We start from the raw sequence: 25416 nt of genomic DNA, 5'->3' as shown, positions 1-25416 counted from the left end.
GAGGGGCCCGAGATAGGTAAGGTCCTTAGTAGTCGCCCTCGACTGGGAAGGAGGTGACGGGGCGTGGCAGCTCGCGATGATGCTGAGGCTCGAGCCGCGCAGCGCGAACGGGAGGTCGCTGATCTTTCAACACAGGTCTCCTTCCTCCAGGAGGAGATCACCGCGCTGAGGCGGAAGCTGGCCGAGTCACCCCGTCAGGCCAGGGTCCTCGAAGAGCGTCTCCATGAGGCACAGGCGAACCTGGCGGCCGTGACCGGCCAGAACGAACGCCTGGTGGCCACACTCAAGGAGGCCAGGGACCAGATCGTCGCCCTCAAGGAGGAGGTCGACCGGCTGGCGCAGCCGCCATCCGGCTTCGGCACCTTCCTGGAGGCCCGAGAAGACGGCACGATCGAGGTGTTCACCGGTGGCCGCAAGCTCCGGGTGAACGTCAGCCCCGCCGTCGACGTCGCTTCGCTGCGGCGTGGCCAGGAGGTCATGCTCAACGAGGCGCTCAACGTGGTCGAAGCCCTCGGCTACGAAGAGGTCGGCGAGATCGTGATGCTCAAAGAACTGCTCGACGAGGGGAAGCGGGCCCTGGTCATCTCGCACGCCGACGAAGAGCGCGTCGTGCGACTGGCCGAATCGCTGGTCGGCCAGCCCATCAGGGCGGGCGACTCGCTCCTGCTCGAACCTCGCTCCGGCTACGTCTACGAGCGCATACCCAAGTCCGAAGTCGAAGAGCTCGTGCTCGAAGAGGTCCCCGACATCTCCTACGAGGAGATCGGCGGTCTCATGCGGCAGATCGAGCAGATCAGGGACGCGATCGAGCTGCCCTACCTGCACGCCGACCTGTTCCGCGAGCACAAACTCCGTCCCCCGAAGGGCGTGCTGCTGTACGGCCCGCCCGGTTGCGGTAAGACGCTCATCGCCAAGGCCGTCGCCAACTCCCTGGCCAAGCAGGTCGCGGAGAAGACCGGCCAGTCCGGCAAGAGCTTCTTCCTCAACATCAAGGGCCCGGAGCTGCTCAACAAGTACGTCGGTGAGACCGAGCGGCACATCCGCCTCGTCTTCCAGCGAGCCCGCGAGAAGGCCTCAGAGGGCACCCCGGTGATCGTGTTCTTCGACGAGATGGACTCGATCTTCCGCACCCGAGGCTCGGGCGTGTCCTCCGACGTCGAGAACACCATCGTCCCTCAGCTGCTGTCGGAGATCGACGGCGTCGAGGGGCTGGAGAACGTCATCGTCATCGGCGCCTCCAACCGCGAGGACATGATCGACCCGGCGATCCTGCGGCCCGGCCGCCTGGACGTCAAGATCAAGATCGAGCGGCCGGACGCCGAGGCGGCCAAGGACATCTTCTCGAAATACCTCATCTCTGACCTACCTCTGCATCCCGATGACCTGACGGAGCACTCCGGCTCCCGCGAGGCCACCATCCAGGGCATGATCCAGAGTGTCGTCGAGCGCATGTACACCGAGAGCGAGGAAAACCGCTTCCTCGAGGTGACCTACGCCAACGGCGACAAGGAGGTCCTCTACTTCAAGGACTTCAACTCCGGCGCGATGATCCAGAACATCGTCGACCGGGGCAAGAAGATGGCCATCAAGCAGTTCCTCGAATCCGGCCAGAAGGGCCTGCGGGTGCAGCACCTGCTCACGGCCTGCGTGGACGAGTTCTCCGAGAACGAAGACCTGCCCAACACCACCAACCCCGACGACTGGGCCCGCATCTCCGGCAAGAAGGGCGAGCGGATCGTCTACATCCGCACGCTCGTCTCCGGCAAGCAGGGCACCGAAGCCGGCCGGTCCATCGACACCGTCGCCAACACCGGCCAGTACCTGTAACACCCCTTGATCGGGAGGGCCGCGCGGGAGACCGCGCGGCCCTCCCGCGTCCGCGGCCCCCGTCGCGGCGACACGGCCGCTTCGGCATGCGCCCCACCCGGTGCGTGCCCCCGCCGCCCGGGTCGCCACCCGGGGCTGCGGGCATCCCGGGTGCGCCCGTGGCGGGTCGCCCGCCGGGGAAGGCGCCGGCCACGCCTAGCATGGCGATCATGGAGTACCTCAACCCCGGGCGCGGCCCGTACACCGCGCAGGACCGCGCGCTCATCGGAGCCGAGCACGCCCGCCAGGCCCGCGCCCGCTTCGCCGGGCACCGCGGCTACCGGCCCACGCCCGTCCACACCATCCGCGGGTTCGCGGGTACGTACGCCGTGCACATCAAGGACGAGAGCCTGCGCATGGGGCTGGGCAGCTTCAAGGCGCTCGGCGGCGCCTACGCCGTGCGTCTGATGGCCGAACGCGAGCCAGGAGGCCCGCCGTTCGTGTGCGCCAGCGCCGGCAACCACGGCATCTCCGTGGCCGCGGGAGCCGCGGAGGCAGGCGTGCCGTGCGTGGTGTATTTGAGCGAGCACGTCCCCGAGGCGTTCGAGCGGCGGCTGCGCGCCCTCGGCGCGGAGGTGCGGCGCAGCGGCCGGCACTACGACGACAGCATGGCCGCCGCGCTCCGCACGGCCGAGGAGCAGGGGTGGCGGCTGGTCTCCGACAGCTCGTGGGAGGGCTACACCGCCGTCCCGCTCGACGTCATGCGCGGCTACACGGTCCTGTTCGACGAACTCCCCGGTCTCGACGAACTCTCCGGCCTCGGCGCGCCCTCTTCCGCGGCTGAGCCCGCCGGGAGCGGCGCGGCCGAGGGCCCTGGCGCGCCCACGCACGTGTTCGTGCAGGCCGGGGTCGGCGGGCTGGCCGCGGCGGCGGCCGGATACGTACGCGACCGCTGGGGCGAGCAACCCAGGATCGTCATCGTCGAGCCCGAGGGCGCGCCCTGTCTGCTCGAAAGCGCCCGCGCCGGCAAGCCCGTCCGCATCACCGGCGGGCACACCACGCTCGGCAGGCTCGACTGCCTCGAACCCTCCCTCATCGCCCACCGCCTCCTGTCCCACCTCGCCGACCTCTACATGACGATCACCGACGAGCAGGCGGACGCCGCGGTCCGGCTCCTGACCGCGCACGGCGTGGCCCTGTCGCCGTGCGGCGCCGCCGGAGCAGCCGGGCTGCTCGAACTCGGCGACGCCTCCCGAGGAGCGCTCGGCGTCGACGACCGCTCACGTGTGTTGCTCGTGGGAACAGAGGGCCCCGTGGAACCAAAATGATCGACCTTTACGTCAAAGGGGCGTGCATTCACCCAACCGGCCGAAGCATGTCCGGGGGGACGGCCGGTTGGCCGAGCTCGACCTCCTGCGATTCATCGCCGCCCTCGCCGTCGTCGCCTTCCACTATCTGGTCGCGTACGCGTCCGTCTGGGGGGACAGGCCCGCCGAGTTGTTCCCGGCGCTGGCGCCCATCGCGGGGTTAGGCATCCTCGGGGTGGAGTTGTTCTTCATCATCAGCGGGTTCGTCATCCTGATGACCGTCTGGGGCCGAGGGCTGGGCGGCTTCGCCCGGTCCCGCTTCGTCCGTCTCTATCCCGCGTACTGGCTCAGCCTCGGCGCCGTCGCCGCCCTCTACGCGATCACCGGCGCCAAGGCGCTCAACCCAAAACTTTCACCAGGCGAATACCTGGTGAACGCCACCATGCTCCAGCGGCTGTTCAAGGTCACCGACGCCAGCGGAGTCTACTGGTCGCTCTGGGCCGAGCTCCGCTTCTACCTGCTGATGGCCGTCCTCGTGATCATCGGCGTGACGTACCGGCGCGTGCTGGCCTTCGCGGGTGTTTGGCTGGTCGCCGCCCTCGGCGCGGAACTGCTCGGCAACGACCTGCTCGACGAGATCGTCATGCCGCGCTACGCCCCCTATTTCGTGGCCGGCATGTCCCTGTACCTCATCCACAAACACGGCAGCGCCTGGCTGCCCTGGCTGTACGTGGCCGGCGGGTACGGCCTGTCGATCAACGCCGCGCTCGGGCGTGTGCACAGCCGTGTCGAGGCCGCGGGCTTCAAGAACATGCCCGTCACCGACGTCAGCGTCATCATCACCATCACCCTGATCTTCGCCGTGATGGCCCTGGTCGCCCTCGGCCTGCTCAGGCTCAGGCCGTCGAGGACGCTCACCGCGCTCGGCGGGGTCACATACCCGCTTTACCTGTTCCATGGCGTGGTCGCGGTGGCCCTCATCCCCGTGCTCGTCGAGGACCTGCCCCCGTGGGCCGTCGCCGTCACCGCGACGCTGGTCGCGATTCTCCTGTCGTACCTAGTCCATGCCTTTGCCGAACGCCCTGTCCAGCGACTTCTCAAGCCGCGCAAGGCACCGCAAAGCACATCAGGTCCCGCCGTACAGGTTGAAAAGGCGTCGGTGCCATAACCTTGTGGCCTTGGGGCACTGTGAAGGGCATAGGCTCGGGCATATAAACGGCGGATAGACAGACCCGGACGAACAGAGGGTGTTGCATGACGGTGCGTCGGGTGATGGGCATCGAGACCGAGTACGGCATTTCCGTACCTGGTCAGCCAGGCGCCAACGCGATGGTGACCTCCTCACAGGTCGTGAACGCCTACCTGGCCGCCTCGGCGGCCCGCGCGCGCAGGGCGCGGTGGGACTTCGAGGAGGAAAACCCGCTGCGCGACGCGCGCGGGTTCGACCTTGCCCGGGAGGTGGCCGATCCCACCCAGCTCACCGACGAGGACCTCGGCCTCGCCAACGTCATCCTCACCAACGGCGCCCGGCTCTACGTCGACCACGCCCACCCCGAGTACAGCGCGCCCGAGTGCACCAATCCCCGGGCTGCCGTCATCTGGGACAAAGCGGGCGAGCGGGTCATGTACGACGCGGCAACCCGAGCCTCTGCCATCCCCGCCAACGCCCCCATCCAGCTCTACAAGAACAACACCGACGCCAAAGGCGCCTCCTACGGTTGTCACGAGAACTACCTGATGCGGCGCGCCACCCCCTTCGCCGACATCGTCAGGCACCTCACCCCGTTCTTCGTCTCCCGTCAGGTCGTCGTCGGCGCGGGCAAGGTCGGCATCGGCCAGGACTCCCGCGGAGAAGGGTTCCAGATCAGCCAGCGGGCCGACTTCTTCGAGGTCGAGGTCGGGCTCGAGACCACGCTCAAGCGGCCCATCATCAACACCCGTGACGAACCGCACGCCGACCCCGAGAAATATCGCAGGCTGCACGTCATCATCGGCGACGCCAACATGTCCGAGATCTCGACCTATCTCAAGCTCGGGTCCACCGCGCTCGTCCTCGCCATGATCGAGGACGGCTTCCTCACCCGCGACCTCGCCGTCGACAACCCCGTGCAGGCACTGCGGGCCGTCTCCCACGACCCCGCCTGCCGCTACGAGATCCCCATGCGCGACGGGCGCAAGCTCACCGCCATCCAGCTCCAGATGGAATATCTCGAGCAGGCCCGCAAATACGTCGAGGAACGCGGCACCGCCCACGACGAGATGAACAAGGACATCCTCGACCGCTGGGAGTCCGTGCTCACCCGCCTCGCGGAAGACCCGATGCAGCTCGCCCGCGAGCTCGACTGGGTCGCCAAGCTCGAACTCCTCGAGGGCTATCGCAGCCGCGACGGCCTGGCCTGGTCCCATCCCAGGCTCCAGCTCGTCGACCTGCAATATTCCGACATCCGCCCCGACCGAGGGCTCTACAACCGCCTCATCGCCCGCGGGCGCATGCAGCGTCTCGTCAGCGAGGAAGAGGTCCAGCGCGCCGTCGAACACCCGCCCACCGACACCCGCGCCTACTTCCGCGGCCGCTGCCTGAGCCAGTACAGCGAAGCCGTCGCGGCCGCCTCCTGGGACTCCGTCATCTTCGACATCCCCGGCAGGGAGTCACTGCAGCGCGTGCCGACCTTGGAGCCGCTGCGCGGCACCAAGGCCCACGTCGGAGAGCTCTTCGACCGCTGCCGCACCGCCGCCGACCTGGTGGCCGCGCTCACCGGCGGCGACTGACCACACCTCGCGCGGGGACCGCCTCACAGCAGGCTCACGCCGAGCGTCAGCGTGCCCGCCGCCAGGCTCACGCCGCCCGCCACGGTCAGCCAGATCAGCTTGCTCGGCTTGGTGTCGCTCGGGCGCACCACCGACAGGAAGAAGCCCAGCGGCATCAGGATCGGCGCGGCCACGATCAGCGTGCGCACCACGGCCTTGACGCCTTCCGGCAGGCTCGCCTGATCCACGTACACCATCGCCACCAGGGCGAAGAGCACCAGCACGCCTGCGTGAGCGTGACCCGCCCGCCACAGGCCGCGTCGCACCGGATTGTCGAGGTAGCCTGGAACGTTCCGCATGAGGAACGACAGCAACGAGACACCGCCGAAGGCGACCAGGGGGACTGTGATGAGGAGCACACCGGCAGCGCTCAGGGACGAAGGGGACATCGCAACCTCCTGCGAGTACGGGAGACCCATTATTGGATAGCTTTACTATCTGGTCAACCTCGCAAGATCACTGGGTGATCGGCGCGAATTGTCGCCCGGTTCGGGGAAGATATGCAGGAGAGGCAGTCCCCCAGACGGAGGTAGGACATGGCAACCAAGGACACCGGCGGCCAGAAGCAGACCGGTCGGCGCGAGGCCGAAGTCGAGGAGACCGAGGCCTCGGCGGCGCCGGACGTTCAGGAGCGGCAGGAGAAGCTCACGGACGATGTCGACTCGATTCTGGATGAGATCGACGAAGTTCTCGAAGAGAACGCAGAGGAATTCGTGCGCAGCTATGTTCAAAAGGGCGGAGAGTAGGGCACAAGGCACCTTAAAGGGATGATTCGGGTGGGAACGCCGGACCGACTGACGGCCTGCCCGGACCGCGGTGACGCCACGGCCATCACCCGGTCCGGGCTCACATAGCACAGGCCTGATGGGCGAGCGTGCGCCGGCAAGGTCTTCCTCCGGAACCATCCGCTTGCCTGCCGTTACGGCATCACCAGGACGACGTCGAGCGCATGCTCGCCCATCAGGGCGGGCTCAGCGCCTTTTTTTTGCGGGCTTGTCTACGGGGCACGGGGAGCCGGCGAAGGGCCGAGCCGGGCTCCCGGCTGATTTCTAGTCCAGGTGGTCGAGGGCGGGCTGGTCGTCGGGCATGGCATAGTCGACCGCGACGCCGAGAAGGCGGACGGGGCGGTCGAGATCGAAGCGGCCGAGGACGGTGAGGGCCGTCTGGGTGATGGCGGCAGGGTCGGCCGTGGTGGCGGGGAGTTTGGCCTGGCGGGTGCGGGTGAGGAAGGGCGTGTAGCGCACCTTGACGGTGACGCGGGTCGCCTGGCGGCCGGCGTCGATGGTGTCCCGAGCCACGCGCCCGGCGAGTTTCGTGATGTGGTGGGCGATGTCGGCCTTGTCGGTGAGGTCGTGCTCGAAGGTGGTTTCGCGGCTGTGGCCGCGGGCGATCCAGGGGGTGGTGACCACCTCGGCCTCGCCCTTGCCGAGGGCGAGATAGCGATACCACGGGCCGTTGGTGGGCCCGAAATGGCGGGCGAGATCGGCGGGGTCGGCGGCGGCGAGCTGGGCGACGGTGTGCAGGCCGTGGGCGGCGAGCTTTCCGGCGGTCTTGGCGCCGATGCCCCAGAGCGCGTCGGTGGAGCGGTGGTTCATGGTCTCGGCCCAGTTGTCGCTGGTGAGCAGGTGCACGCCCGCCGGTTTGGCGAAGGCCGAGGCGAGCTTGGCCTGGTGTTTGTTGTCGCCGATGCCGACCGAGCAGGTCAGCCGGGTGCGGGCGCGCACAGCCCGCTGGAGGCCGGCGGCGAGTGCTTCAGGGTCGTCGGTGGTGGCGCCGACGAAGGCTTCGTCCCAGCCCCAGATCTCCACGCGCACGGGAAACTCACGCAGGACGGCCATGACCTCTCGCGAGGCGGCCTCGTAGGCGGGTGGGTCGCTGGCCAGGAAGATCGCTTCCGGACATCGTTTGTACGCGGTGCGCAGCGGCATGCCGGAATGGATGCCGTGGGCGCGGGCTTCGTAGGTGGCGGTGGCGGCCACGGTGCGGGGACGGGTCGGATCACCGGTGCCGCCCACGACGACGGGTCTGCCGCGGAGCTCGGGGTGGCGGAGCAGCTCGACCGCGGCGATGAACTGATCGAGGTCGACGTGCAGGATCCAGTCCCGGGTGGACCTGGTGGCCATGGTGTCCAGTATGGCCGGTGGGTTCGTGACGGGCGCCGCGCGGCCCATCACGGGGCGCCGCACGGCCCATCACGGGGCCCATCCGGGGGCTCGTCACAGGGCTCGTCACAGGGCTCGTCACAGGGTTTGTCATAGGGCTCGTCACAGGGCCGCGCGGCCGGACTCCGTCGTGAACACCTTTGCGGCCGGGTGCTGTTCACGGGCGTGGTGTCTGGTTTGGGAGGTTCAACGGGTGCGCCGGTGGACCCCCGTGCACAATGGTTCGCCGTGAGCTGATCGTGGGAAGTGCAGACAGCAACCCAACATGAGTAGGGTCGCCCTAGGAACACTGACGTTTGGAGGGAGTCGCGTGGCATCGCACAGGGATCTGCCCGTCGGCTTGGTGAACCATCTTTTCCGGAACACGGGGAACTCCTCGTTCTCGGAGTTTGTCAGTTCATATGCGCCCGAGTTGCTGCCACAGCGGGACAAGGTTCTGGCCACCCCGATCGGCGATCAGGTCCCGCACGCGACCACGATCGTGGCCGCCACCTTCGCCGGTGGCGTGATCATGGCCGGCGACCGTCGGGCGACGTCGGGCAACATCATCTCCCAGCGCGACGTGGAGAAGGTGTTCCGCGCCGACGACTACTCGTGCATGGGCATCGCGGGCACGGCCAGCACGGGCCTCGAGTTCGCCCGCCTCTACCGCGTCGAGCTGGAGCACTACGAGAAGCTCGAGGGCCGCACGATGTCGGTGGCCGGCAAGGCCAACCGGCTCGCGACCATGATCAGGGGCAACCTCGCCATGGCGATGCAGGGGCTGGTGGTGGTGCCGCTGTTCGCCGCCTATGACCCCGACAAGGACGAAGGCCGCATCTTCAGCTACGACGTGGCGGGCGGCCCCTACGAGCGGGAGCGGTTCGACGCGATCGGGTCCGGTTCGATCTTCGCTCGCGGGTCGCTGAAGAAGCTCTACCGCGAGGGCGCGTCGTCCGACGACATGGTGATGACGCTCATCCAGGCGCTCTACGACGCCGCCGACGACGATTCTGCCACCGGCGGGCCCGACGTGAGCAGGAAGATCTGGCCGGTCGTGGCGTTGATCGACGCCGACGGTTTCCGCCGGCTGACCGACGAGCAGGTCTCCTCCTACGTGGAACAGATGCTCGAAGCCCGTCTGATCTCGCCCGACGGCCCCATCGCCCCGCTGCGCTAGAAAGGACCACCGCACGTGTCCATGCCTTTTGGATATGCGTCCCCTGAGCAGATCATGCGGGACAAGGCCGACTACGCGCGCAAGGGCATCGCGCGGGGCCGGTCCGTCGTCGTGCTGCAGTACGTCGACGGCATCCTGTTCGTGGCGCCCAACCCGTCGCGGGCGCTGCACAAGATCAGCGAGATCTACGACCGCATCGGGTTCGCCGCGGTCGGGCGCTACAACGAGTTCGAGGAGCTGCGGCTCGGTGGCATCCGCTACGCCGACATCAACGGCTACACCTACGACCGCTCCGACGTGACCGGACGCGGCCTGGCCAACCTCTACGCCTCCAACCTGGGCCGCATCTTCACCGAGTCGATCAAGTCGCTCGAGGTGGAGGTCGTCGTCGCCGAAGTGGGCGAGACCAAAGACGGCGACGCGATCTACCGGCTGACGTTCGACGGGTCCGTCTTCGACGAGCACGGCTTCGCGGCGATGGGCGGCCAGGCCGAAGCGGTGGCGGCCCGGCTGAAGGAGCGCTACCGCGAGTCGATGTCGCTGGCCGACGCGCTGGAGGTGGCGCTGACGGCGCTCACCGAGCCGGGCGGCGAGCGGCCGCCGGTGGCGCAGCTGGAGGTGGCGGTGCTCGACCGCAACCGCGAGCACCGCAAGTTCCTCCGGCTGACGGGGGCGCGGCTGGAGCGGCTGCTCGCCCAGACGACCACCCCACCGGCCTCCCCGCCCACGCCTCCCGCCGACGAGGGCAAGGAAACGCCGCCACCCACGGGTCCGGACGGCGACGTGGACGACGGCTCCTCGCCGCTGTAACCCGGTTTCACGCGGGGACCTGCCACGGCGGTCCCCGCCGCCGCAGCCGGGCACCGGGCGGCTCTCTGCCGCCGCCGTCTCTGGCGGTCCCACCGCCGCGCGACCCCTGGCGACCCACCGCCGCACGGTGGCCCCAGGGGACCCAGTGCGGCGGTGGCTTCTGGGGACCCAGCTGCCCGCGTGGCCCCTGGCGGCCCCGCCGTCGTACCGGGTGGCCCGTGGCGGTTCCGCCGCTGGTGCCGCGTGGCTGGTGGCGGGCACGTCGCCGTAGCGGATGATGTGCGACGGTCACTTAACGTCGTGCGGGGTTGCCCCCTCCGTCCCGCACGCGGCCCGGTGTCCGTAGTGCGGGGGTGCCTGCGGTGCGTGGCGTGATGTGGTGCCCCTGGTGCGCTTCCGGTGCCCGTGGTGCGGTGCGGCGCTGCAGTGTGGCCCGGCGTCTGCGGTGTGGTGCGGCGCCTGTAGCGCGCTGAAGGTTCGTGGCGTGGTCGACGCCTGTGGCCTGCCCGACGCGCGTGGTGCGTGGCGGTGCCCCTGGTGCAGGACGTGTCTGTGCTGCAGGACGCGTCTGTGGTGCGGGCCAAAGCCCGTAGCGGGACACAGCCCGTAGTGCGGGTTGGTCTTGTGTGGTGTGACCTGTTTCACAATGGCTGGGGGTGAACTTCAGAGGGCCATCGAAGATCTCAGCTTCCATGAACACTTCCCTGCGCGGCACCCTCGTGGCCGCAGCGGCCGCGGTCGTGGTGCTGGCCTCCGGCGGTGCCGCCGACGCGGCCGCCTACCCGAAGTACAAGGCGCCCAAGACCTTTGGCACGACCTTCCAGGCCGACCCGAAGCATGATTTCACCAAGCGCATCCACTCCCGCCACAACGGCATCCTGCGCGGCCGGATCACCGACGTGCGCGGCGTCGTGGCCGAGTACGAGCCCATCAAGTGGAAGAAGGGCACCCACACCGCGGGGCACTTCGACGGCCCGCCCGAGGGGTACGTCATGGCGTACGCCTCGCCGATCGCGAAGGACGCGGTGTTCCTGTCGGCGTACGGGTGCAAGGCGAGGATGTCGGATCTGACGGTCAACCGTAAGACCGGTCTCGGCGCCAAGCGCTGCAACAGGGCCACGCTGATCAAGCGGCACAAGGTCCACGGCCATTCCGCCCTCATCACCGTCTACAAGGGGCGGATCGTCAAGGTGCAGGAGATCTACACCCCTTGACCTGAGCCGTGTGACCCGCGCCCCGAGGGGGCGGGCGCGGGACGAACGCCGTAAACGCCCGGTCAACAGGACACCCCGTGGGGCGCGTGCGGGAAAACACCTGCGAAGATCTCTCCCGCATGCCGATCCGTGGGCATAGTGTGAGGTGATGGATCGTCGCATCTTCGGGCTGGAGAACGAGTACGGCGTGACCTGCACGTTCAGGGGGCAGCGCAGGTTGTCGCCCGACGAGGTCGCGCGCTACTTGTTCCGGCGGGTCGTGTCCTGGGGCCGATCGAGCAACGTCTTCCTCCGCAACGGCGCACGTCTCTATCTCGACGTGGGCAGCCACCCTGAATACGCAACACCTGAGTGTGACAACGTCATCGAGCTCGTCACCCACGACAAGGCGGGCGAGCGTATTCTCGAGGGCCTGCTCGTGGACGCCGAGAAGCGGCTGCGTGAAGAGGGCATCGCCGGTGACATCTATCTGTTCAAGAACAACACCGACTCCGCCGGCAACTCCTACGGCTGCCACGAGAACTATCTCGTGGGCAGGCACGGGGAGTTCGGGCGGCTGGCCGACGTGCTGATCCCGTTCCTGGTGACGCGGCAGATCGTGTGCGGGGCCGGCAAGGTGCTGCAGACGCCGCGCGGTGCCGTCTACTGCGTCTCGCAGCGGGCCGAGCACATCTGGGAGGGCGTCTCCAGCGCCACCACCCGGTCCAGGCCCATCATCAACACCCGCGACGAGCCGCATGCCGACGCCGAGCGGTTCCGCCGCCTGCACGTCATCGTGGGCGACTCCAACATGAGCGAGACCACGATGTTGCTCAAGGTCGGCGCCACCGACCTGGTGCTGCGCATGATCGAGTCGGGCACGGTGATGCGCGACCTGTCGCTGGAAAACCCGATCAGGGCGATTCGCGAGGTCTCGCACGACATGACGGGCAGGCGCAGGGTGCGCCTGGCCAACGGGCGCGAGGCCTCCAGCCTGGAGATCCAGCAGGAATACCTGTCGAAGGCGAAGGACTTCGTCGACCGCCGCGGCGGTGACGCCATCGCCCACCGGGTGCTGGAGTTGTGGGAGCGCACGCTGCACGCGGTCGACACCGGCAACCTCGACCTGGTTTCGCGGGAGATCGACTGGGTGACGAAATACCAGCTGATCGAGCGCTACAGGAAGAAGTACGACCTGCCGCTGTCCTCGCCGCGGGTGGCGCAGCTCGACCTGGCCTATCACGACGTGCACCGCAAGCGCGGCCTGTTCTACCTGCTGCAGAAGCGCGGGTCTGTCGAGCGGGTGGCGTCCGACCTGAAGATTTTCGAGGCCAAGTCGGTGCCGCCGCAGACGACGCGGGCGCGGTTGCGCGGTGAGTTCATCCGCAAGGCGCAGGAGAAGCGGCGCGACTTCACCGTCGACTGGGTGCATCTCAAGCTCAACGACCAGGCGCAGCGCACGGTGTTGTGCAAGGACCCGTTCCGCAGCGTGGACGAGCGGGTCGACAAGCTCATCGCCGGCATGTGACCCGTGCCAGAGCGTGGTGCCGCGTTTACCCCGGCCCTACCTGAGCGTCGGGTAGTGTGACGCGAATCTGACGTCTTTTCCGAGGGAAATTCATGCGCCGCGCTCTGGCCGTTTCGGCCGCCGTGCCATTGCTCTTTTTCGCCGCCGCGTGCGGCTCCGATGACGGCGCGAACTCCGGCGCCACGTCCAGCGCCACCTCCAGCGCCGCGCCGGCCGACGGGGCCAAGGTGTCGGTCGCGGGGACCGTGGGCGCCAAGCCCACGGTGACCTTCCCGTCCGGCTCGCCCGCCACCACGTCGTCGTACAAGGTGATTCAGGCCGGCGACGGCGACGGGATCAAGGCGGGCGACCGGGTGATCGTCAACCTTACCGTCTACAACTGGGACGGCCAGGGCAACGCCGTGCAGGGCTCCTCGTACGACACCAAGGCGCCCGAGACGATTCCGGTCAACGAGCAGCTGCCGAAGGTCCTGCAAGAGGGCTTCACCAAGGTCAAGAAGGGCGGCCGGCTGCTGGCCGTGCTGGCCAACGACGCCGCTCCCCAGCAGCAGGCGGCGCCCGCCCAGCCGACCAAGGTGTTCGTGTTCGACGTGGTCGGCACCCAGCCGCCGGCGCTCAAGGTGGCCAGCGGCAAGGAGACCGGCGACACCATCAAGGGCGTCAAGGTCGACAATCCCGGCGGCGAGAAGGCTCCCGAGCTGACCACGAAGACCGACGCCAAGCCGCCGGCGAAGCTCGAGGTCAAGACGGTCATCAAGGGCACCGGCGAGAAGGTGAAGCCCACCCAGACGCTCACCGTCCACTACACGGGCAAGATCTGGGGAACCGACAAGAAGTTCGACTCCAGCTGGGACCGCGGCCAGCCGGCCGAGTTCCCGCTCGGCCAGGTGATTCAGGGCTGGCAGCAGGGCCTGGCCGGGGTGCCGGTCGGCAGCCGGCTCGTGATGAGCATCCCGCCGGACCTCGGCTACGGCGACCAGGAGCAGCAGGGCATCCCCGCCAAGAGCACCCTGGTGTTCGTGGTGGACGTCCTGGGCGCCTACTGATCGGCACCACGGCGCCGGACGGAAACATGAGCCCGGCTATGCCCCGCTCCAGTTGTGCGGTGAGCGTTTGAGCGTGTAGACCGCCTGGGGCAGGTCGTCCCTGACACGGATCATCCAGCGCGCGAGATCGGTGGTGAGGTCGGCGCGGACTCCGGCGACCGCGGGATCGTCGTACCGGTTGTCCAGCTCCGCGGGGTCGGCGTCCAGGTCGTAGAGCTCCCCGGCGCCGCGCTCGTCCAGCAGCAGCTTCCACCGCGCGCGCCGGAGCATCACCGTCGTGCCGGCCTGGGTGACGGTGTTGAGCTCGTCGAAGGTGCGCCCTTCGTAGGGGAAGTGCAACGGGGGGCGCTCGTCGACGGCGTACGACAGCCCGCCGAACCCGCGTTCACCGTAGCCGCTCGCGAACTCCTCGGCCGGGTAGGGCTCCCCGGTGAGCATGGGCCACAGGCTGCGGCCCTGGACGCCGGGTGGGATCTCGACGTCGAGGGCGTCGCAGACCGTCGGGAACAGATCGGCGAGCGAGACGAAGTCGGTGATGTTGGCCATCGGCCGCACGCCCGGCCCGGCCACGGCGAACGGGATGCGCATCAGGCACTCCGGCATGCCGGCGCCCTTGCGCTGCAGGCCGTAGTCACCGGCGTAGTCGCCGTGGTCGGCGACGAAGAACACCAGCGTGTCCCCGTCCCGCCCGATCTCGCGCAGGTGCGTGAAGAACCGGCGGAGCTGGTCGTCGATGAGCCGGAGCATCCCGCAGTAGTTGGCGCGGTAGCGCCGCCATTCGGCGTCGTAGCCGGGCCGTTTCTCCTCGGTCAGCCGGCGCAGCCACGTGTACGTGCCGCCCTTGCGCACGGCGGCGTCGGGCCCGGCCCGCCGGTCGGGCACCTGGTCCGGCCCGAAGAGGCTGAAGTACGGCTCCGGGACCTGGTAGGGGTTGTGCGGTTCCGGGAACGACAGCCAGGTGAAGAATGGCCGGTCGGCGGGCGTGCCATCGATCGCGTCGATCGCGTCGGTGACGATCCGGTGCGGGAACTGGCACTCCAGCGGGAACGGCGTCGGCTCATGGCTGACCGAGTGGTCGAGCGCGGTGAGCCATTCCTCGAATGTCGCCTGCTCGGGCGTTGCCGCGCCGGCCGGGCCGCGATTGTGCCAGTACGGTGCGGCGAACGTGTCGAAGTCGGCGGGCTTGCGGTGGAAATGTGTCTTGCCGGCCAGGTGCAGCGCGTAGCCGGCGTCACGCAGCACGTCCACCAGGTCTGCTCCGCGCAGCACGTGCTCGGCGGCACTGTTCTGCCGGACCCGGTGCGCTGACGGGTACCGTCCGGTGAGCAGGCTGATTCGGGCGGGCACGCACAGGGGGGACGTGGTGTACGCCCGCCGGAACTGGACGCCGGTGTCCATCCGCCCGTCGAGGAAGGGCATGGTGTCCAGGGGGAAGCCGCTCGCGGCTGTCCAGTCGGCACGCTGCTGATCGGTCATGATCAGTACGATGTTCGGTCGCTTCACAGGATGGTCCTCTAACGCTGTTCGTACATCGGCTTGAGGTAGTCCTTCCGCGGTTGCCAGTTGGAAAAGGCGTAGTCGTCCAGGCTGACCTGCGCGCCCTTACTCCTGGCCGCCGCGATCGCCAGGTCCCGCTGCTTGGCGCTGTCGCCGGAGAGCTTGGTCAGCGCCGCGCGGACGTCGGTGACATCGCCGGTGAGCGCACCCTGGACGATGTCACCGAGGGTGGGGCGCACCGGCTTCGCCTCGATGTCCACCTTCTGGAGGTCCTTGTTGCCGGCGATCGGATAAGGGGCGAGGAAGACGCTCTCCTTGAACCAGCCGATCAGCTGCTTGTACGCGGGGTGCGCCTCGGACTGGTCGACCGCGGACATGTCGCGCGGGGGCTGCGACATGGAGCCGGCGACCTGGCGTGAGTACTCCTCCGTGGTGAAGTAGTCGCTCAGGAGGGTGTTCGCCGCCGCGGCCTGTTTGCTCGTCGGTGACAACCAGTAGTCTCCGGGCTGTGGCACGTGATATGTGACCACAGGGGTGCCCGCGTCGGGCACCAGCATCGGCCCCACCCCGAGTTTCTTGCCGAACTCGGGGTTGTCCTTCAGCACCACGCCGGGGCACCACGGGCCATCGAAGTAGTATGCCGCCACCCCGGCGGTCCACCGGGCCCGTGCGACGTCGTCGTGCCAGGAGTTCGCCCCCGGCACCAGCACCTTGTCCTGACGCAGTGAGACCAGGAACTCGATCACCTTGAGGTAGGCGTCGTCGTGGAAGGCGAACTCGCCGCTCTCGTACCGCACTCCGCCGCCCCCGGCGAACCCGGCCGCCTGCGCCATGTTGTTGACCTGCTCGGTCAGCCGGTCCGGCATGCCGATGTTCCACACCCAGCCGTACGCGTCGCCGCCGGCCGCGCTCTGCACCGCGCGGGCCGCGGCCCTGAACTCGTCGTAGGTCTTCGGTGGCGCCTGCGGATTCAGCCCTGCCCGCTGCACCATTTCGGTGTTGAACCACTGGACGGCGACGTAGACCTGATGGCTGAAGACCGGAAACGCGTAGATCTTGCCGTCGAAGACGTGCACGCCGTCGATGAGGGAGTCCTGGACCCGGGCCTTGGCCTCGTCGCTGAGATTCAGCGGCTGCGCCCAGCCGGCGGCGACGAGCGCCGCGGCGGGCAGGGAGAGGCCGGCGTTGGAGTGGATGTCCGGGAGCTGATTGCTCTGCTTGGCCAGTTGCAGCGCCTGGCCCATCTTCGCGGGGTTGTAGTTCGTGTACTGGACGGGGACGCCGCCTGGGCTCTTGGCGAACTTGGCGAAGATGTCCGTCTTCGTCTTCTGGAGCTGTTTCTGATGGTCCCACCAGGTCAGCGACTTGCCGCCGGCACCGGTGCCGGCACCGCCTCCGCCGCACGCCCCGGTCGCCGCCGCGGCGGCCAGGGTGCCCGCCGCGCCGAGGAATCCTCGCCGAGTCATCGCACTCATCGGTCCTGCCTTCCACCCCGCGGCCGTGAACGGCTTGTTGAACATTGTTGCCGCGTGGCAAAGTCATTCTTGCCACGCGGCATGCCGCGCGGCAAGACTCTCTTTCAACTCGGTGGCATCGGCTTGGAGGTTGAACGACCGTGGTGACACAACGTGATGTTGCGCGGCTGGCGGGAGTCTCGGTGCGGACCGTCTCCAACGTCGTGAACAACTTCGCCTACGTGTCCGAGGAGACCCGCGCCCAGGTGCAGCGGGCCCTGGACGAACTGGACTACCGTCCCAATGTCGCGGCGCGCAGCCTGAACCGAGGGCGGTCCAACCTGCTGGCCCTCGTGTTGCCGCTGGACGTGCCGTACTTCACCGAGCTGGCCGCCCACGTGGTGGACCGGGCCGAGGAGCGCGGGTACACGGTGCTCATCGACCGCACCGAGGGGGTTGCGGAACGGGAGCGGCAGATCGTCATGCGGCGGGACCGGTCGGCCCTCTTCGACGGGTTCATCTTCAGCCCGCTCGGTCTGACCGAGGACGAGCTGCGCAGCTGGGGGGGCAGGTGCCCGGCGGTGATGCTGGGCGAGATGCGGGTGGACGGCGTGGACCACGTCGCCATCGACGACACCGCCGCCGCCCGGGCTGCCACGGCGCACCTGATCTCGCTGGGCCGGACCCGGATCGCCGCCATCGGAGTGCCCCACCTGCCGCGGACGGAGACCACGGCGGCGCCCAACCGGCTGCGGAGGGAGACCTCGGCGCATCGGTCGGCCGGATACGCGCAGGCGCTGGCCGAGGCGGGGCTGCCCATCCGGCCCGAGCTCACCGTGAAGGTGAGGCGCTACCAGCGCGACGACGGCCGGCGCGCGATGGACCACCTGCTCGCTCTGGCGGAGCCGCCGGACGCGGTGTTCTGCTACAACGACCTGCTCGCCATAGGGGCGGTGCGGGCGGTGTTGTCCCGGGGGCTGCGGGTGCCGGAGGACGTCGCCGTCGTCGGGTTCGACGGCATTGACGAGGGCCGGTTCGCCACCCCGGCGTTGACCACCATCGCGCCCGACAAGGAGCGGATCGCCGAGCTCGCCGTGACCCGGCTGCTGGAGCGCGTCGCGGGTGACCCGAGCCCGCCTGTCCAGCTGGAGGCGCCATGGCGCCTGGTGGTCGGCGAGAGCACCACGGGCATCCCCGGGCGGGCCGCTCCCGAGGGGCGCGGATGACGGTCGCCACACCCCCCGCGCGGGCATTCGCCGGCCCGCCGCGAACGCGCCGCTCCAGCGGCACCACGTTCGTCTGGCTGTTCCTGACCCCGACCGTGCTGTTGTACGGGGCGTTCACCGTCTACCCGATCGTCGGCAGCTACCTGTACTCGCTCACCGACTGGAACGGATTCGACGCGAGCCCGTCGTTCATCGGTGTGGCCAACTACCGCGAGGTCCTCGCCGACCCGATGTTCTGGAGCTCGTTCCGGCTGACCTTGACGTTCATGGTCGTCGCGGTGCCGATCCAGGTCCTGGCCACCCTGCTGCTCGCGATCCTCCTGAACTCGCCCCGCATGCCGCTGCGCAGGCTGTTCCGTACCGCGCTGTTCCTGCCGGTGGTCACCACCACGGCGATCATCGGCGTGGTCATGCAGTTCGTCTTCGACCCGGCCAGCGGCCCGGTGAACCTCGCCTTGCGCGAGGTCGGGCTGGCGCCGGACGGCGTCGACTTTCTCGGGCAGTCCTCGACGGCGCTGGGCACGACGATCGGCGTGTACGTGTGGAAGTGGTTCGGCATCACCCTGGTCTACTGGCTGGCCGCGTTGCAGACCGTGCCGAACGAGGTGTACGAGGCGGCGCGCCTCGACGGAGCCGGTGGCCTGGCCACGCTGCGGTACATCACCGTGCCCCTGCTCAAGCCCTTCCTCATCATCATCACCCTGTTGTCGATCGAGGCGTCGCTGCAGGTCTTCGACCTGGTCCTGACCATGACCGGGGGCGGCCCGTTCTACTCGACCGAGGTGATCGAGGTCTACATCTACCGGTGGGCCTTCGCCGCGACGATCCCCCGCCTCGGGTACGCGTCCGCGGCCGCCGTCCTGTTCGGGCTGTTCGTCTGCCTTGTCGGGTTGCTGCAGCTGCTCGCGCTTCGCGCCACCCGCCGGGCCAGGAGGGTGACATGAGCCCCACCCGCCGGACCTGGCGCGGAACGCTACGCCGGTTGCCCTGGTGGCTGGCCGCCGCCGCGCTCGCCATCGGCTGCCTGATCTGGATCTACCCGTTCCTGTGGATGGTCTCCGCGTCGCTGAAGACTTCGGCCGAGGTGTTCACCAAAGGGCTCGACCTGCTGCCCGGCGACCCGGTGTGGGAGAACTTCGAGCGCGCGTGGGGAAGCGCGAAGTTCGGGACGTACCTGCTCAACACCGTGATCGTCACGGTGGCCACAGTGGTGATCGTGGTCGTCAGGTGCGCCATGGCCGGCTATGTCATCGCCCGCCACGAGTTCCGCGGGCGCCGGATCGTCATGGGCGTCCTGGTCGCCACCCTGTTCGTTCCCGCCGGATACACCATCATCCCGCTGGTCGACCTTGCCCAGCGGCTCGGGATGCTGAACTCGCTGACCGGCATGATCGTGGCGATGTCGGGCGGTGCCCACGTGGCCGCGGTCCTGCTCTACGTCGGATACTTCCGCGGCCTGCCCAAAGAGCTGACGGAGAGCGCGCTCATCGACGGCGCCGGGTTCGCGACCGTGTTCTTCCGCATCATGCTGCCGCTGGCCAAGCCGGTGACGGCCACGGTCACCGTGCTCACCTTCCTGTCCACCTGGAACGCGTTCTTCCTGCCGCTGGTCTTCACGTTCTCCCGGCCCGACCTGCGTACCGTCAGCGTCGGAATGCTCGCGTTCGTCGGCGAGAACGGCACCGACTGGTCGGGCATGGCCGCCGCGGCGACGATCTCGCTGCTGCCGGTCGTCGCACTGTTCATCGCCCTGCAGCGCCACTTCGTCGAGGGCATCGCCGGTGCCGTCAAGTCCTGACCATCGCCCGCCGCCCGTCCCCACCACCTGCCACAGCGAGAGCGTGAGCCGAGAAAGTGAGCATTGTGCCTGAGACCGCCATCCCCCGCCCGGAGTACCCGCGTCCGCAGTTCGTCCGGGCTGAGTGGCAGTGCCTGAACGGAACGTGGCAGTTCGAGATGGATCCCGGCGACTCCGGGCTGGAGCGAGGGTTGCCCGACCGGAACCTGACCGGGGAGATCGTCGTGCCGTTCTGCCCGGAAGCACCGCTGTCGGGCATCGGCGACCCGGACTTCCATCCTGCCGTCTGGTACCGCCGTACCGTCCGCGTGCCGGAAGGTTGGGCCGGGCGGCGGGTGCTGCTGCACTTCCAGGCGGTGGACCATGACGCCACGGTGTGGGTGGACGGTGTCGAAGCCGGCCGGCACCGGGGCGGGTTCACCCCGTTCACCTGTGACCTGGCCGCCGCTGCCGACCCGGCGCACACGTACACCGTTGTCGTGCGCGCCCGGGACCCCCGAAGCGGCCCTCAGGCGCGTGGCAAGCAGGCGATCACCTACCGCGGCCGCGGCGCGCACTACGGACGCACCACCGGCATCTGGCAGACGGTGTGGTGCGAGCCCGTGCCCGACCCGCACCTCGGCCGGCCGCGGATCACGCCGAACGTCGCGGCGTCCGCGTTGCGGGTCACCGTGCCGGTGTCGGCCAACCGAGCCGGGCACCGCGTCCGGGTGACGGTGTCCGACCAGACCGGCGCCCTCGCGCAGGCGCAGACACGGGCCGACCTCGACCTCGCCGCCGAGGTGTGGCTGCCGCTGCCGGATGACCGGGTACGGCTGTGGTGCCCGGAAGATCCGCATTTGTACGACCTGCGCATCGAACTGCTCGACGCCGACGGCGCCGTGGTCGACACCGCCGAGAGCTACGCCGGGCTCCGCTCGTTCGCCATCGACGGCCTCGCCGTCCTGCTCAACGGCGAGGTCCGCTTCCAGCGGCTCGTACTCGACCAGGGCTACTATCCCGACGGCCTGATGACCGCGCCCACCGACGAGGCCCTGCGCCGCGATATCGAGCTGACCATGGCCGCGGGGTTCAACGGTGCCCGGCTGCACCAGAAGGTGTTCGAGGAGCGGTACCTCTACCACGCCGACCGGGCGGGTCTCATGGTCTGGGGAGAGTTCGGGGACTGGGGATCCAATGCCACCGGGCCGCCCGGCCACAACCAGCAGCCGACCGCGTCGTTCGTGACCCAGTGGCTGGAGGCGGTCGAGCGCGACTACTCCCACCCGTCCATCGTCGGCTGGTGTCCGCTCAACGAGACCTGGCAGCGGCTGCACGACCAGATCACGGTGCTCGACGACGTCACCCGGGGGATGTACCTGGCCACGAAGGCGGCCGACCCCACGCGCCCGGTGGTCGACGCGTCCGGCTACGCGCACCGGGTTCCCGGCGCCGACGTCTACGACTCGCACTGCTACGAGCAGGATCCCGAGGTGCTCGGCAATCTGATGGCGGGTCTGGCCGACGGGGAGCCGTTCGTCAACGCCGATCGCGACGGCACGGCATGGTCGGTGCCGTACCGCGGCCAGCCGTACTTCTGCAGCGAGTTCGGTGGCATCTGGTGGAACCCGGACGCGCGCCCCGGGGAGAGCTCCTGGGGATACGGCGAACGCCCCGCGACCGAGGAGGAGCTCCAGCAGCGGTTCGCCGGGCTGGTCGCGGTCCTGCTGAACGACCCCCGGATGTTCGGCTACTGCTACACGCAGCTCACCGACGTCTTCCAGGAACAGAACGGCATCTATCGCTTCGACCGCACGGACAAGCTGGACGTCTCGCGGATCCGCGCGGCACAACAACGGCCGGCCGCCATCGAGCAGGCCGGGCACGGCAGCAATCCACATCGACGTGCTCAGGAGGTTCATCCGTGACCGGTTCCCGTGGGATGTCCCGGCGCCGCTTCATCGAAGGGTCAGGAGCGGTCGGCCTGTCCACGGCCCTGGGGTCAGCGACCCCGGCGCTCGCCCAGCCCGACCGGGCCGAGGCCGCCTCCCAGCGGGAGTCCGCCGCCTTAGGCGCGCTCGGGGGGAACTTCAACCAGCTCCTCGCCAACGTGCACGTGCGCGAACTCCAGCTCGGACGGACCGACTGGGTGCGGGGCTTCTTCCCGATGCCGGACGCCGCCCAAGGCGTGCTCGCCAGCAACGCTAACATCCGCATGATCGCGAACCTCGACGCACGTGGCTACCGGATCATCCTGAACCTGAAATTTCCCTACAACCAGTCCGTCTTCCCCGCCCCGGACACCGCGGAGATGGAGACCGTGCTGGCCCGCGTGGACCAGGTGCTGGCCGAAGTCCTGGACCACGTCGACATCCTGGTGATCGGCAACGAGCCGTTCATCGAGAGCCGCCCCGAGGACCGCGGCGACCCGCTGAACGTCTTCTACGAGACCGTCGCACGCCACGTCATCGCCTACCGCGCCGCGCACTGCGGAGCAGGATGCCGCACCCGGCTCTACATGGGCGCGCTCAACCGCCTCGACCTGCCGGACAGGCAGACCGCCGCCACCGAGCGCTGGATGACGTTCGTCCGCCAGACCCCCGAGATCGACGGCGTCGACATCCATCCCCACGTCCCGTCACCCGACGCCGTACAGCCGTTCCTCGACTACATCCTGCCCAGGCTCCGCGCCGGGCAGACCTTCCTGGTCACGGAGTTCTCGCTCGTCTGGTACTGGAAAGCCCACCTGCAGGACCAGATTCCGGCCAAGTTCGCCGACGACTACGGGCTCTCCCGCGACAGCCGCGTCTGGCAAGTGATCCTGGAGGCCACCCACCGCCCGTTCCCGCAGGAGGAATGGGACGCCTTCCTGTCCGCCAGCCCGTGGTACGAGAGCCAGAAGTCCTTCCTGGGCGACCAGATGCGAAGGTTTCGCGGAACCGGCCGCCTGGCGGTCGCCACGTGCGACTACCGCCAGGGCCTGCCGATGTCGCAGAACTTCGCCGCGGACAAACCGCCGTGGGTGCTCAACTGCGTCTTCGCCCCGTACACGGTGCGGCCGTGGTCCGACGGCACCACGGGACGCGGCCACGCGTGGCTCGACGACTTCCGGGCGCTGCAGCGCGGTGGGCGCGGATGACGTCGCTGCGTGTGTGGCCACGGTGCTGGCCGCGATAAACGACGCCGAAGGTCGATCCGCTCCTCCGCCCCGGCGAGTCCGGCCGGTCAGCCGGTGCGGCGGGAGCGGGTGCGAGCCAGCCCGCCGAGGACCGCGGCGGCCAGCCCCACCACGAGGGCCACGATGCCCCCGCCCAGGCCGTTGCCGGTGCCGAGGCCGCCGTCGGCGGTGGCCACCACCAGCCCGCCGAGTGCCATGCCGGCCAGCCCCGCCGCCAGGGCCGCGACGGCTCTGCGCGAGCCGGCGCGGCCGGAGGGACGGCGCAGGGCCCACCCGCCGAGTGCCATGCCGGCCAGCCCCGACAGCGCGGCCACGATGGCGCCGAGCCGGCCGGCGCTCAGAGTGTAGAGACCGGCGGGGCCGGGCTCGGCCAGGGCGTGGGCGGCCGCCGGTGCGGCGGACCAGACCACTCCGGCCAGGGCGGCTCCGGCAGCGGCAAGCACACGTCGGACGGGCATGAGGCACTCCTTTGCGACGAAACGTGGCCCGATCATCTCCGCAGGACCCGCCGCCTGTCGTCCGGCGGACGCGGGCAATACGCGCTGCCACCGGCGGCACAGCCGGCTACCGTGGCCGCCGCAGCGGCCGCGAAGGTACCGCGGACGCGGTAGCCGGCCGGTCATCCGCGCGCGGGACCCACTCGCGGCGGCTTCCGGTTAAGGTGCGCGCATGAGCACAGGACGGTCCCGAGTTCGGTCAGCCGTCACGGACGGGGCGATCGCCTTCGGCGTGGCGGCGACACTGCTGGTCACCGGGCTGTCGGTGCAGCGCTCCGGCACCTCACCCGACCTGTTCGGCCACGCGCTGCTGACGGCCGGCGGCCTGGCGCTGGCCGCGCGCCGCCGGGCTCCGGTCACGATCCTGGCCGTCACCGGGCTGTGCGCGCTGGGTTACCAGGCGGCCGGCTTCGACGTGCCCGCCATCGCGTACCTGTTCGCGGTGTACGCGGCCGTACGGGCGGGACACCGCACCGTCACGGTGGCGGCCAGCGTGATCATGCTGGCCGCCCTGCCGTTCGCGGCCATGGCCTCGGGCCTGCACGACACGGGCGAGGCGTTCGCGCAGGCCAGAGGCGCGCTCGAACTGGCCTGGCTGATCGCGGCCGGCGCCGCGGGGGAAGCGCTGCGGCAGGCCGAGCGACGGGCGGACGAAGCCGAGCGCACCCGGGAGGAGGCCGCGCGGCGCCGCGCCGACGAGGAGCGGCTGCACATCGCGCGAGAGTTGCACGACTCGCTCACCCACCAGATCTCGATCATCAAGGTGCAGGCGGAAGTCGCCGTCCACGTGGCACGCAAGCGGGGCGAACAGGTGCCTGAGGCCCTGCTGGCGATCCGGGAGGCCGGCCGTGAGGCGGCCAGGGAGCTGCGAGCGACCCTGGAGACGCTGCGCGACGACGACAAGAGCCCGCCGCACGGGCTCGACCAGGTCCCCGAACTGGTCGAGCGGGCCCGGACGGCGGGCCTGGAGGCGACGCTCACCATCGAAGGGCGGCGCCAGGGCGTGCCGGCGGCTGTGGACAGGACCGCTTACCGGATCGTCCAGGAGTCGCTGACCAACATCGCCCGTCACGCCGCCGCCGCGACGGCGTCGGTCCGGATCGGCTACCGGCCCGGCGCCCTCCTCATACAGGTCGATGACGACGGCAAGGCCGCGCCCGGCCTCGTGCCGGTGCCCGGCGTCGGGCTGCTCGGGATGCGCGAACGCGTCACCGCTCTCGGCGGTGAGCTGCGGGCGGCACCGCGCGGCGAGGGCGGGTTCTCCGTGCGAGCCGAGCTCCCCGTGGAGCGGACGTCATGATCCGTGTCCTGCTGGTCGACGACCAGCCGCTCATCCGCAGCGGATTCCGCGCCCTCCTCGACCTCGAGGACGACATCGAGGTGGTGGCCGAGGCCGGCGACGGAGAGGCGGGTCTGGCCCTGGCCAAGGAGCACCTGCCCGACATCGCGCTCATCGACATCCAGATGCCGGTCGTCGACGGCATCGAGGCGACCCGGCGCATCGCCGCCGACCCGGCCCTGGCCGGGGTGCGCGTCGTCATCCTGACCAACTACGGCCTCGACGAATACGTCTTCGACGCGCTGCGCGCCGGCGCGGCCGGATTCCTCGTCAAGGACATCGTGCCCGACGACCTGCTGCACGCCGTACGCGTCGCCGCGCGCGGAGACGCGCTGCTCGCGCCGTCGATCACCCGCAAGCTGATCGACCGATATGTCACCCAGCCGCTCCACACCGGGACCGCCACGGGGCTGAAAGAGCTGACCAGGCGCGAGCGCGAGGCCGTCGTCCTCGTCGCGCAGGGCCTGTCCAACGACCAGATCGCCGACCGCATGGTGATCAGCCCGATGACCGCGAAGACCCATGTCAACCGGGCCATGGCCAAGCTCCATGCCCGTGACCGCGCCCAGCTCGTCGTCCTCGCCTACGAGTCCGGCCTGGTCACCCCGCGCACCCCCTGACCCCCACGC

The 25416-nt window shown here is 69.4% G+C and carries 22 protein-coding genes; 17 read left to right on the top strand and 5 right to left on the bottom strand.

What is annotated here, in order from left to right:
- Positions 1-63 precede the first annotated feature (63 nt).
- The 4 genes from arc to dop all read left to right on the top strand — a co-directional run bounded on the left by arc (position 64) and on the right by dop (position 5882).
- The gene (arc, locus tag E1294_RS31665) at positions 64-1827 is read left to right on the top strand and encodes a proteasome ATPase (protein ID WP_132514529.1); all 1764 of its coding nucleotides are present in this window, start codon (positions 64-66) and stop codon (positions 1825-1827) included.
- 209 nt (positions 1828-2036) lie between these two features.
- Positions 2037-3134 (top strand): pyridoxal-phosphate dependent enzyme, encoded by a 1098-nt coding sequence (locus E1294_RS31660; RefSeq protein WP_132514527.1) that lies wholly within the window; start codon positions 2037-2039, stop codon positions 3132-3134.
- 67 nt (positions 3135-3201) lie between these two features.
- Complete coding sequence (locus E1294_RS31655; protein ID WP_246083420.1) at positions 3202-4281, top strand: acyltransferase family protein; 1080 nt, start codon at positions 3202-3204, stop codon at positions 4279-4281.
- 86 nt (positions 4282-4367) lie between these two features.
- Complete coding sequence (dop, locus tag E1294_RS31650) at positions 4368-5882, top strand: depupylase/deamidase Dop (protein WP_132514523.1); 1515 nt, start codon at positions 4368-4370, stop codon at positions 5880-5882.
- Between the two features lie 23 nt (positions 5883-5905).
- Here dop and E1294_RS31645 read toward each other — a convergent pair whose 3' ends face one another.
- The gene (locus E1294_RS31645; RefSeq protein WP_132514521.1) at positions 5906-6310 is read right to left on the bottom strand and encodes a hypothetical protein; all 405 of its coding nucleotides are present in this window, start codon (positions 6308-6310) and stop codon (positions 5906-5908) included.
- Between the two features lie 147 nt (positions 6311-6457).
- Here E1294_RS31645 and E1294_RS31640 point away from each other — a divergent pair, with 147 nt between their 5' ends.
- The gene (locus E1294_RS31640; RefSeq protein ID WP_132514519.1) at positions 6458-6667 is read left to right on the top strand and encodes a ubiquitin-like protein Pup; all 210 of its coding nucleotides are present in this window, start codon (positions 6458-6460) and stop codon (positions 6665-6667) included.
- Positions 6668-6970: 303 nt separating this feature from the next.
- On the opposite strand, the gene E1294_RS31635 is transcribed toward E1294_RS31640, so the two are convergent.
- Positions 6971-8044 (bottom strand): DNA polymerase IV, encoded by a 1074-nt coding sequence (locus E1294_RS31635; protein ID WP_132514517.1) that lies wholly within the window; start codon positions 8042-8044, stop codon positions 6971-6973.
- Positions 8045-8393: 349 nt separating this feature from the next.
- On the opposite strand from E1294_RS31635, the gene prcB reads away from it, so the two are divergent.
- From prcB to E1294_RS31610, 5 genes are all read left to right on the top strand, one after another.
- The gene (prcB, locus tag E1294_RS31630; protein ID WP_132514515.1) at positions 8394-9242 is read left to right on the top strand and encodes a proteasome subunit beta; all 849 of its coding nucleotides are present in this window, start codon (positions 8394-8396) and stop codon (positions 9240-9242) included.
- Positions 9243-9263: 21 nt separating this feature from the next.
- Complete coding sequence (gene prcA, locus E1294_RS31625) at positions 9264-10052, top strand: proteasome subunit alpha (RefSeq protein WP_132514547.1); 789 nt, start codon at positions 9264-9266, stop codon at positions 10050-10052.
- 692 nt (positions 10053-10744) lie between these two features.
- Positions 10745-11266, top strand: coding sequence for a hypothetical protein (locus tag E1294_RS31620; protein ID WP_132514513.1), 522 nt, complete (start codon positions 10745-10747; stop codon positions 11264-11266).
- Between the two features lie 148 nt (positions 11267-11414).
- On the top strand, positions 11415-12773 hold the full coding sequence (gene pafA, locus E1294_RS31615) for a Pup--protein ligase (RefSeq protein WP_103962987.1): 1359 nt from the start codon (positions 11415-11417) through the stop codon (positions 12771-12773).
- Positions 12774-12865: 92 nt separating this feature from the next.
- Complete coding sequence (locus E1294_RS31610; protein WP_132514511.1) at positions 12866-13819, top strand: FKBP-type peptidyl-prolyl cis-trans isomerase; 954 nt, start codon at positions 12866-12868, stop codon at positions 13817-13819.
- A gap of 36 nt (positions 13820-13855) precedes the next feature.
- Here E1294_RS31610 and E1294_RS31605 read toward each other — a convergent pair whose 3' ends face one another.
- Together E1294_RS31605 and E1294_RS31600 are read right to left on the bottom strand one after the other, a co-directional pair.
- Positions 13856-15322 carry a sulfatase-like hydrolase/transferase gene (locus E1294_RS31605; protein WP_281284541.1) on the bottom strand — a complete coding sequence of 489 codons (1467 nt, stop codon included), beginning with the start codon at positions 15320-15322 and terminating at the stop codon, positions 13856-13858.
- A gap of 11 nt (positions 15323-15333) precedes the next feature.
- Entirely contained in the window at positions 15334-16782 is a 1449-nt protein-coding gene (locus E1294_RS31600) for an ABC transporter substrate-binding protein (RefSeq protein WP_132514507.1), read from the bottom strand.
- A gap of 149 nt (positions 16783-16931) precedes the next feature.
- Here E1294_RS31600 and E1294_RS31590 point away from each other — a divergent pair, with 149 nt between their 5' ends.
- The 5 genes from E1294_RS31590 to E1294_RS31570 all read left to right on the top strand — a co-directional run bounded on the left by E1294_RS31590 (position 16932) and on the right by E1294_RS31570 (position 22912).
- Positions 16932-17996 carry a LacI family DNA-binding transcriptional regulator gene (locus E1294_RS31590; protein WP_132514503.1) on the top strand — a complete coding sequence of 355 codons (1065 nt, stop codon included), beginning with the start codon at positions 16932-16934 and terminating at the stop codon, positions 17994-17996.
- Positions 17993-18940 carry a carbohydrate ABC transporter permease gene (locus tag E1294_RS31585; protein WP_132514501.1) on the top strand — a complete coding sequence of 316 codons (948 nt, stop codon included), beginning with the start codon at positions 17993-17995 and terminating at the stop codon, positions 18938-18940. Before E1294_RS31590 ends, E1294_RS31585 begins: the two co-directional genes overlap by 4 nt.
- Positions 18937-19794, top strand: coding sequence for a carbohydrate ABC transporter permease (locus E1294_RS31580; protein ID WP_132514499.1), 858 nt, complete (start codon positions 18937-18939; stop codon positions 19792-19794). Before E1294_RS31585 ends, E1294_RS31580 begins: the two co-directional genes overlap by 4 nt.
- Positions 19795-19859: 65 nt before the next feature.
- Positions 19860-21701 carry a glycoside hydrolase family 2 protein gene (locus E1294_RS31575; RefSeq protein WP_132514497.1) on the top strand — a complete coding sequence of 614 codons (1842 nt, stop codon included), beginning with the start codon at positions 19860-19862 and terminating at the stop codon, positions 21699-21701.
- Positions 21698-22912 carry a hypothetical protein gene (locus E1294_RS31570; RefSeq protein ID WP_220448035.1) on the top strand — a complete coding sequence of 405 codons (1215 nt, stop codon included), beginning with the start codon at positions 21698-21700 and terminating at the stop codon, positions 22910-22912. Before E1294_RS31575 ends, E1294_RS31570 begins: the two co-directional genes overlap by 4 nt.
- An 86-nt stretch (positions 22913-22998) precedes the next feature.
- Here E1294_RS31570 and E1294_RS31565 read toward each other — a convergent pair whose 3' ends face one another.
- Complete coding sequence (locus E1294_RS31565; protein ID WP_132514495.1) at positions 22999-23409, bottom strand: DUF6223 family protein; 411 nt, start codon at positions 23407-23409, stop codon at positions 22999-23001.
- Between the two features lie 211 nt (positions 23410-23620).
- On the opposite strand from E1294_RS31565, the gene E1294_RS31560 reads away from it, so the two are divergent.
- On the top strand, positions 23621-24748 hold the full coding sequence (locus E1294_RS31560) for a sensor histidine kinase (RefSeq protein WP_132514493.1): 1128 nt from the start codon (positions 23621-23623) through the stop codon (positions 24746-24748).
- Complete coding sequence (locus E1294_RS31555; protein WP_132514491.1) at positions 24745-25407, top strand: response regulator; 663 nt, start codon at positions 24745-24747, stop codon at positions 25405-25407. The genes E1294_RS31560 and E1294_RS31555 overlap by 4 nt, the downstream gene beginning before the upstream one ends.
- The last annotated feature ends 9 nt before the right edge of the window (positions 25408-25416 follow it).

The organism is Nonomuraea diastatica, from assembly GCF_004349015.1.
Lineage (GTDB): Bacteria > Actinomycetota > Actinomycetes > Streptosporangiales > Streptosporangiaceae > Nonomuraea > Nonomuraea diastatica.
Note: the sequence above shows the minus strand (reverse complement) of the source record. Positions and strands in the feature narration are given on the sequence as shown.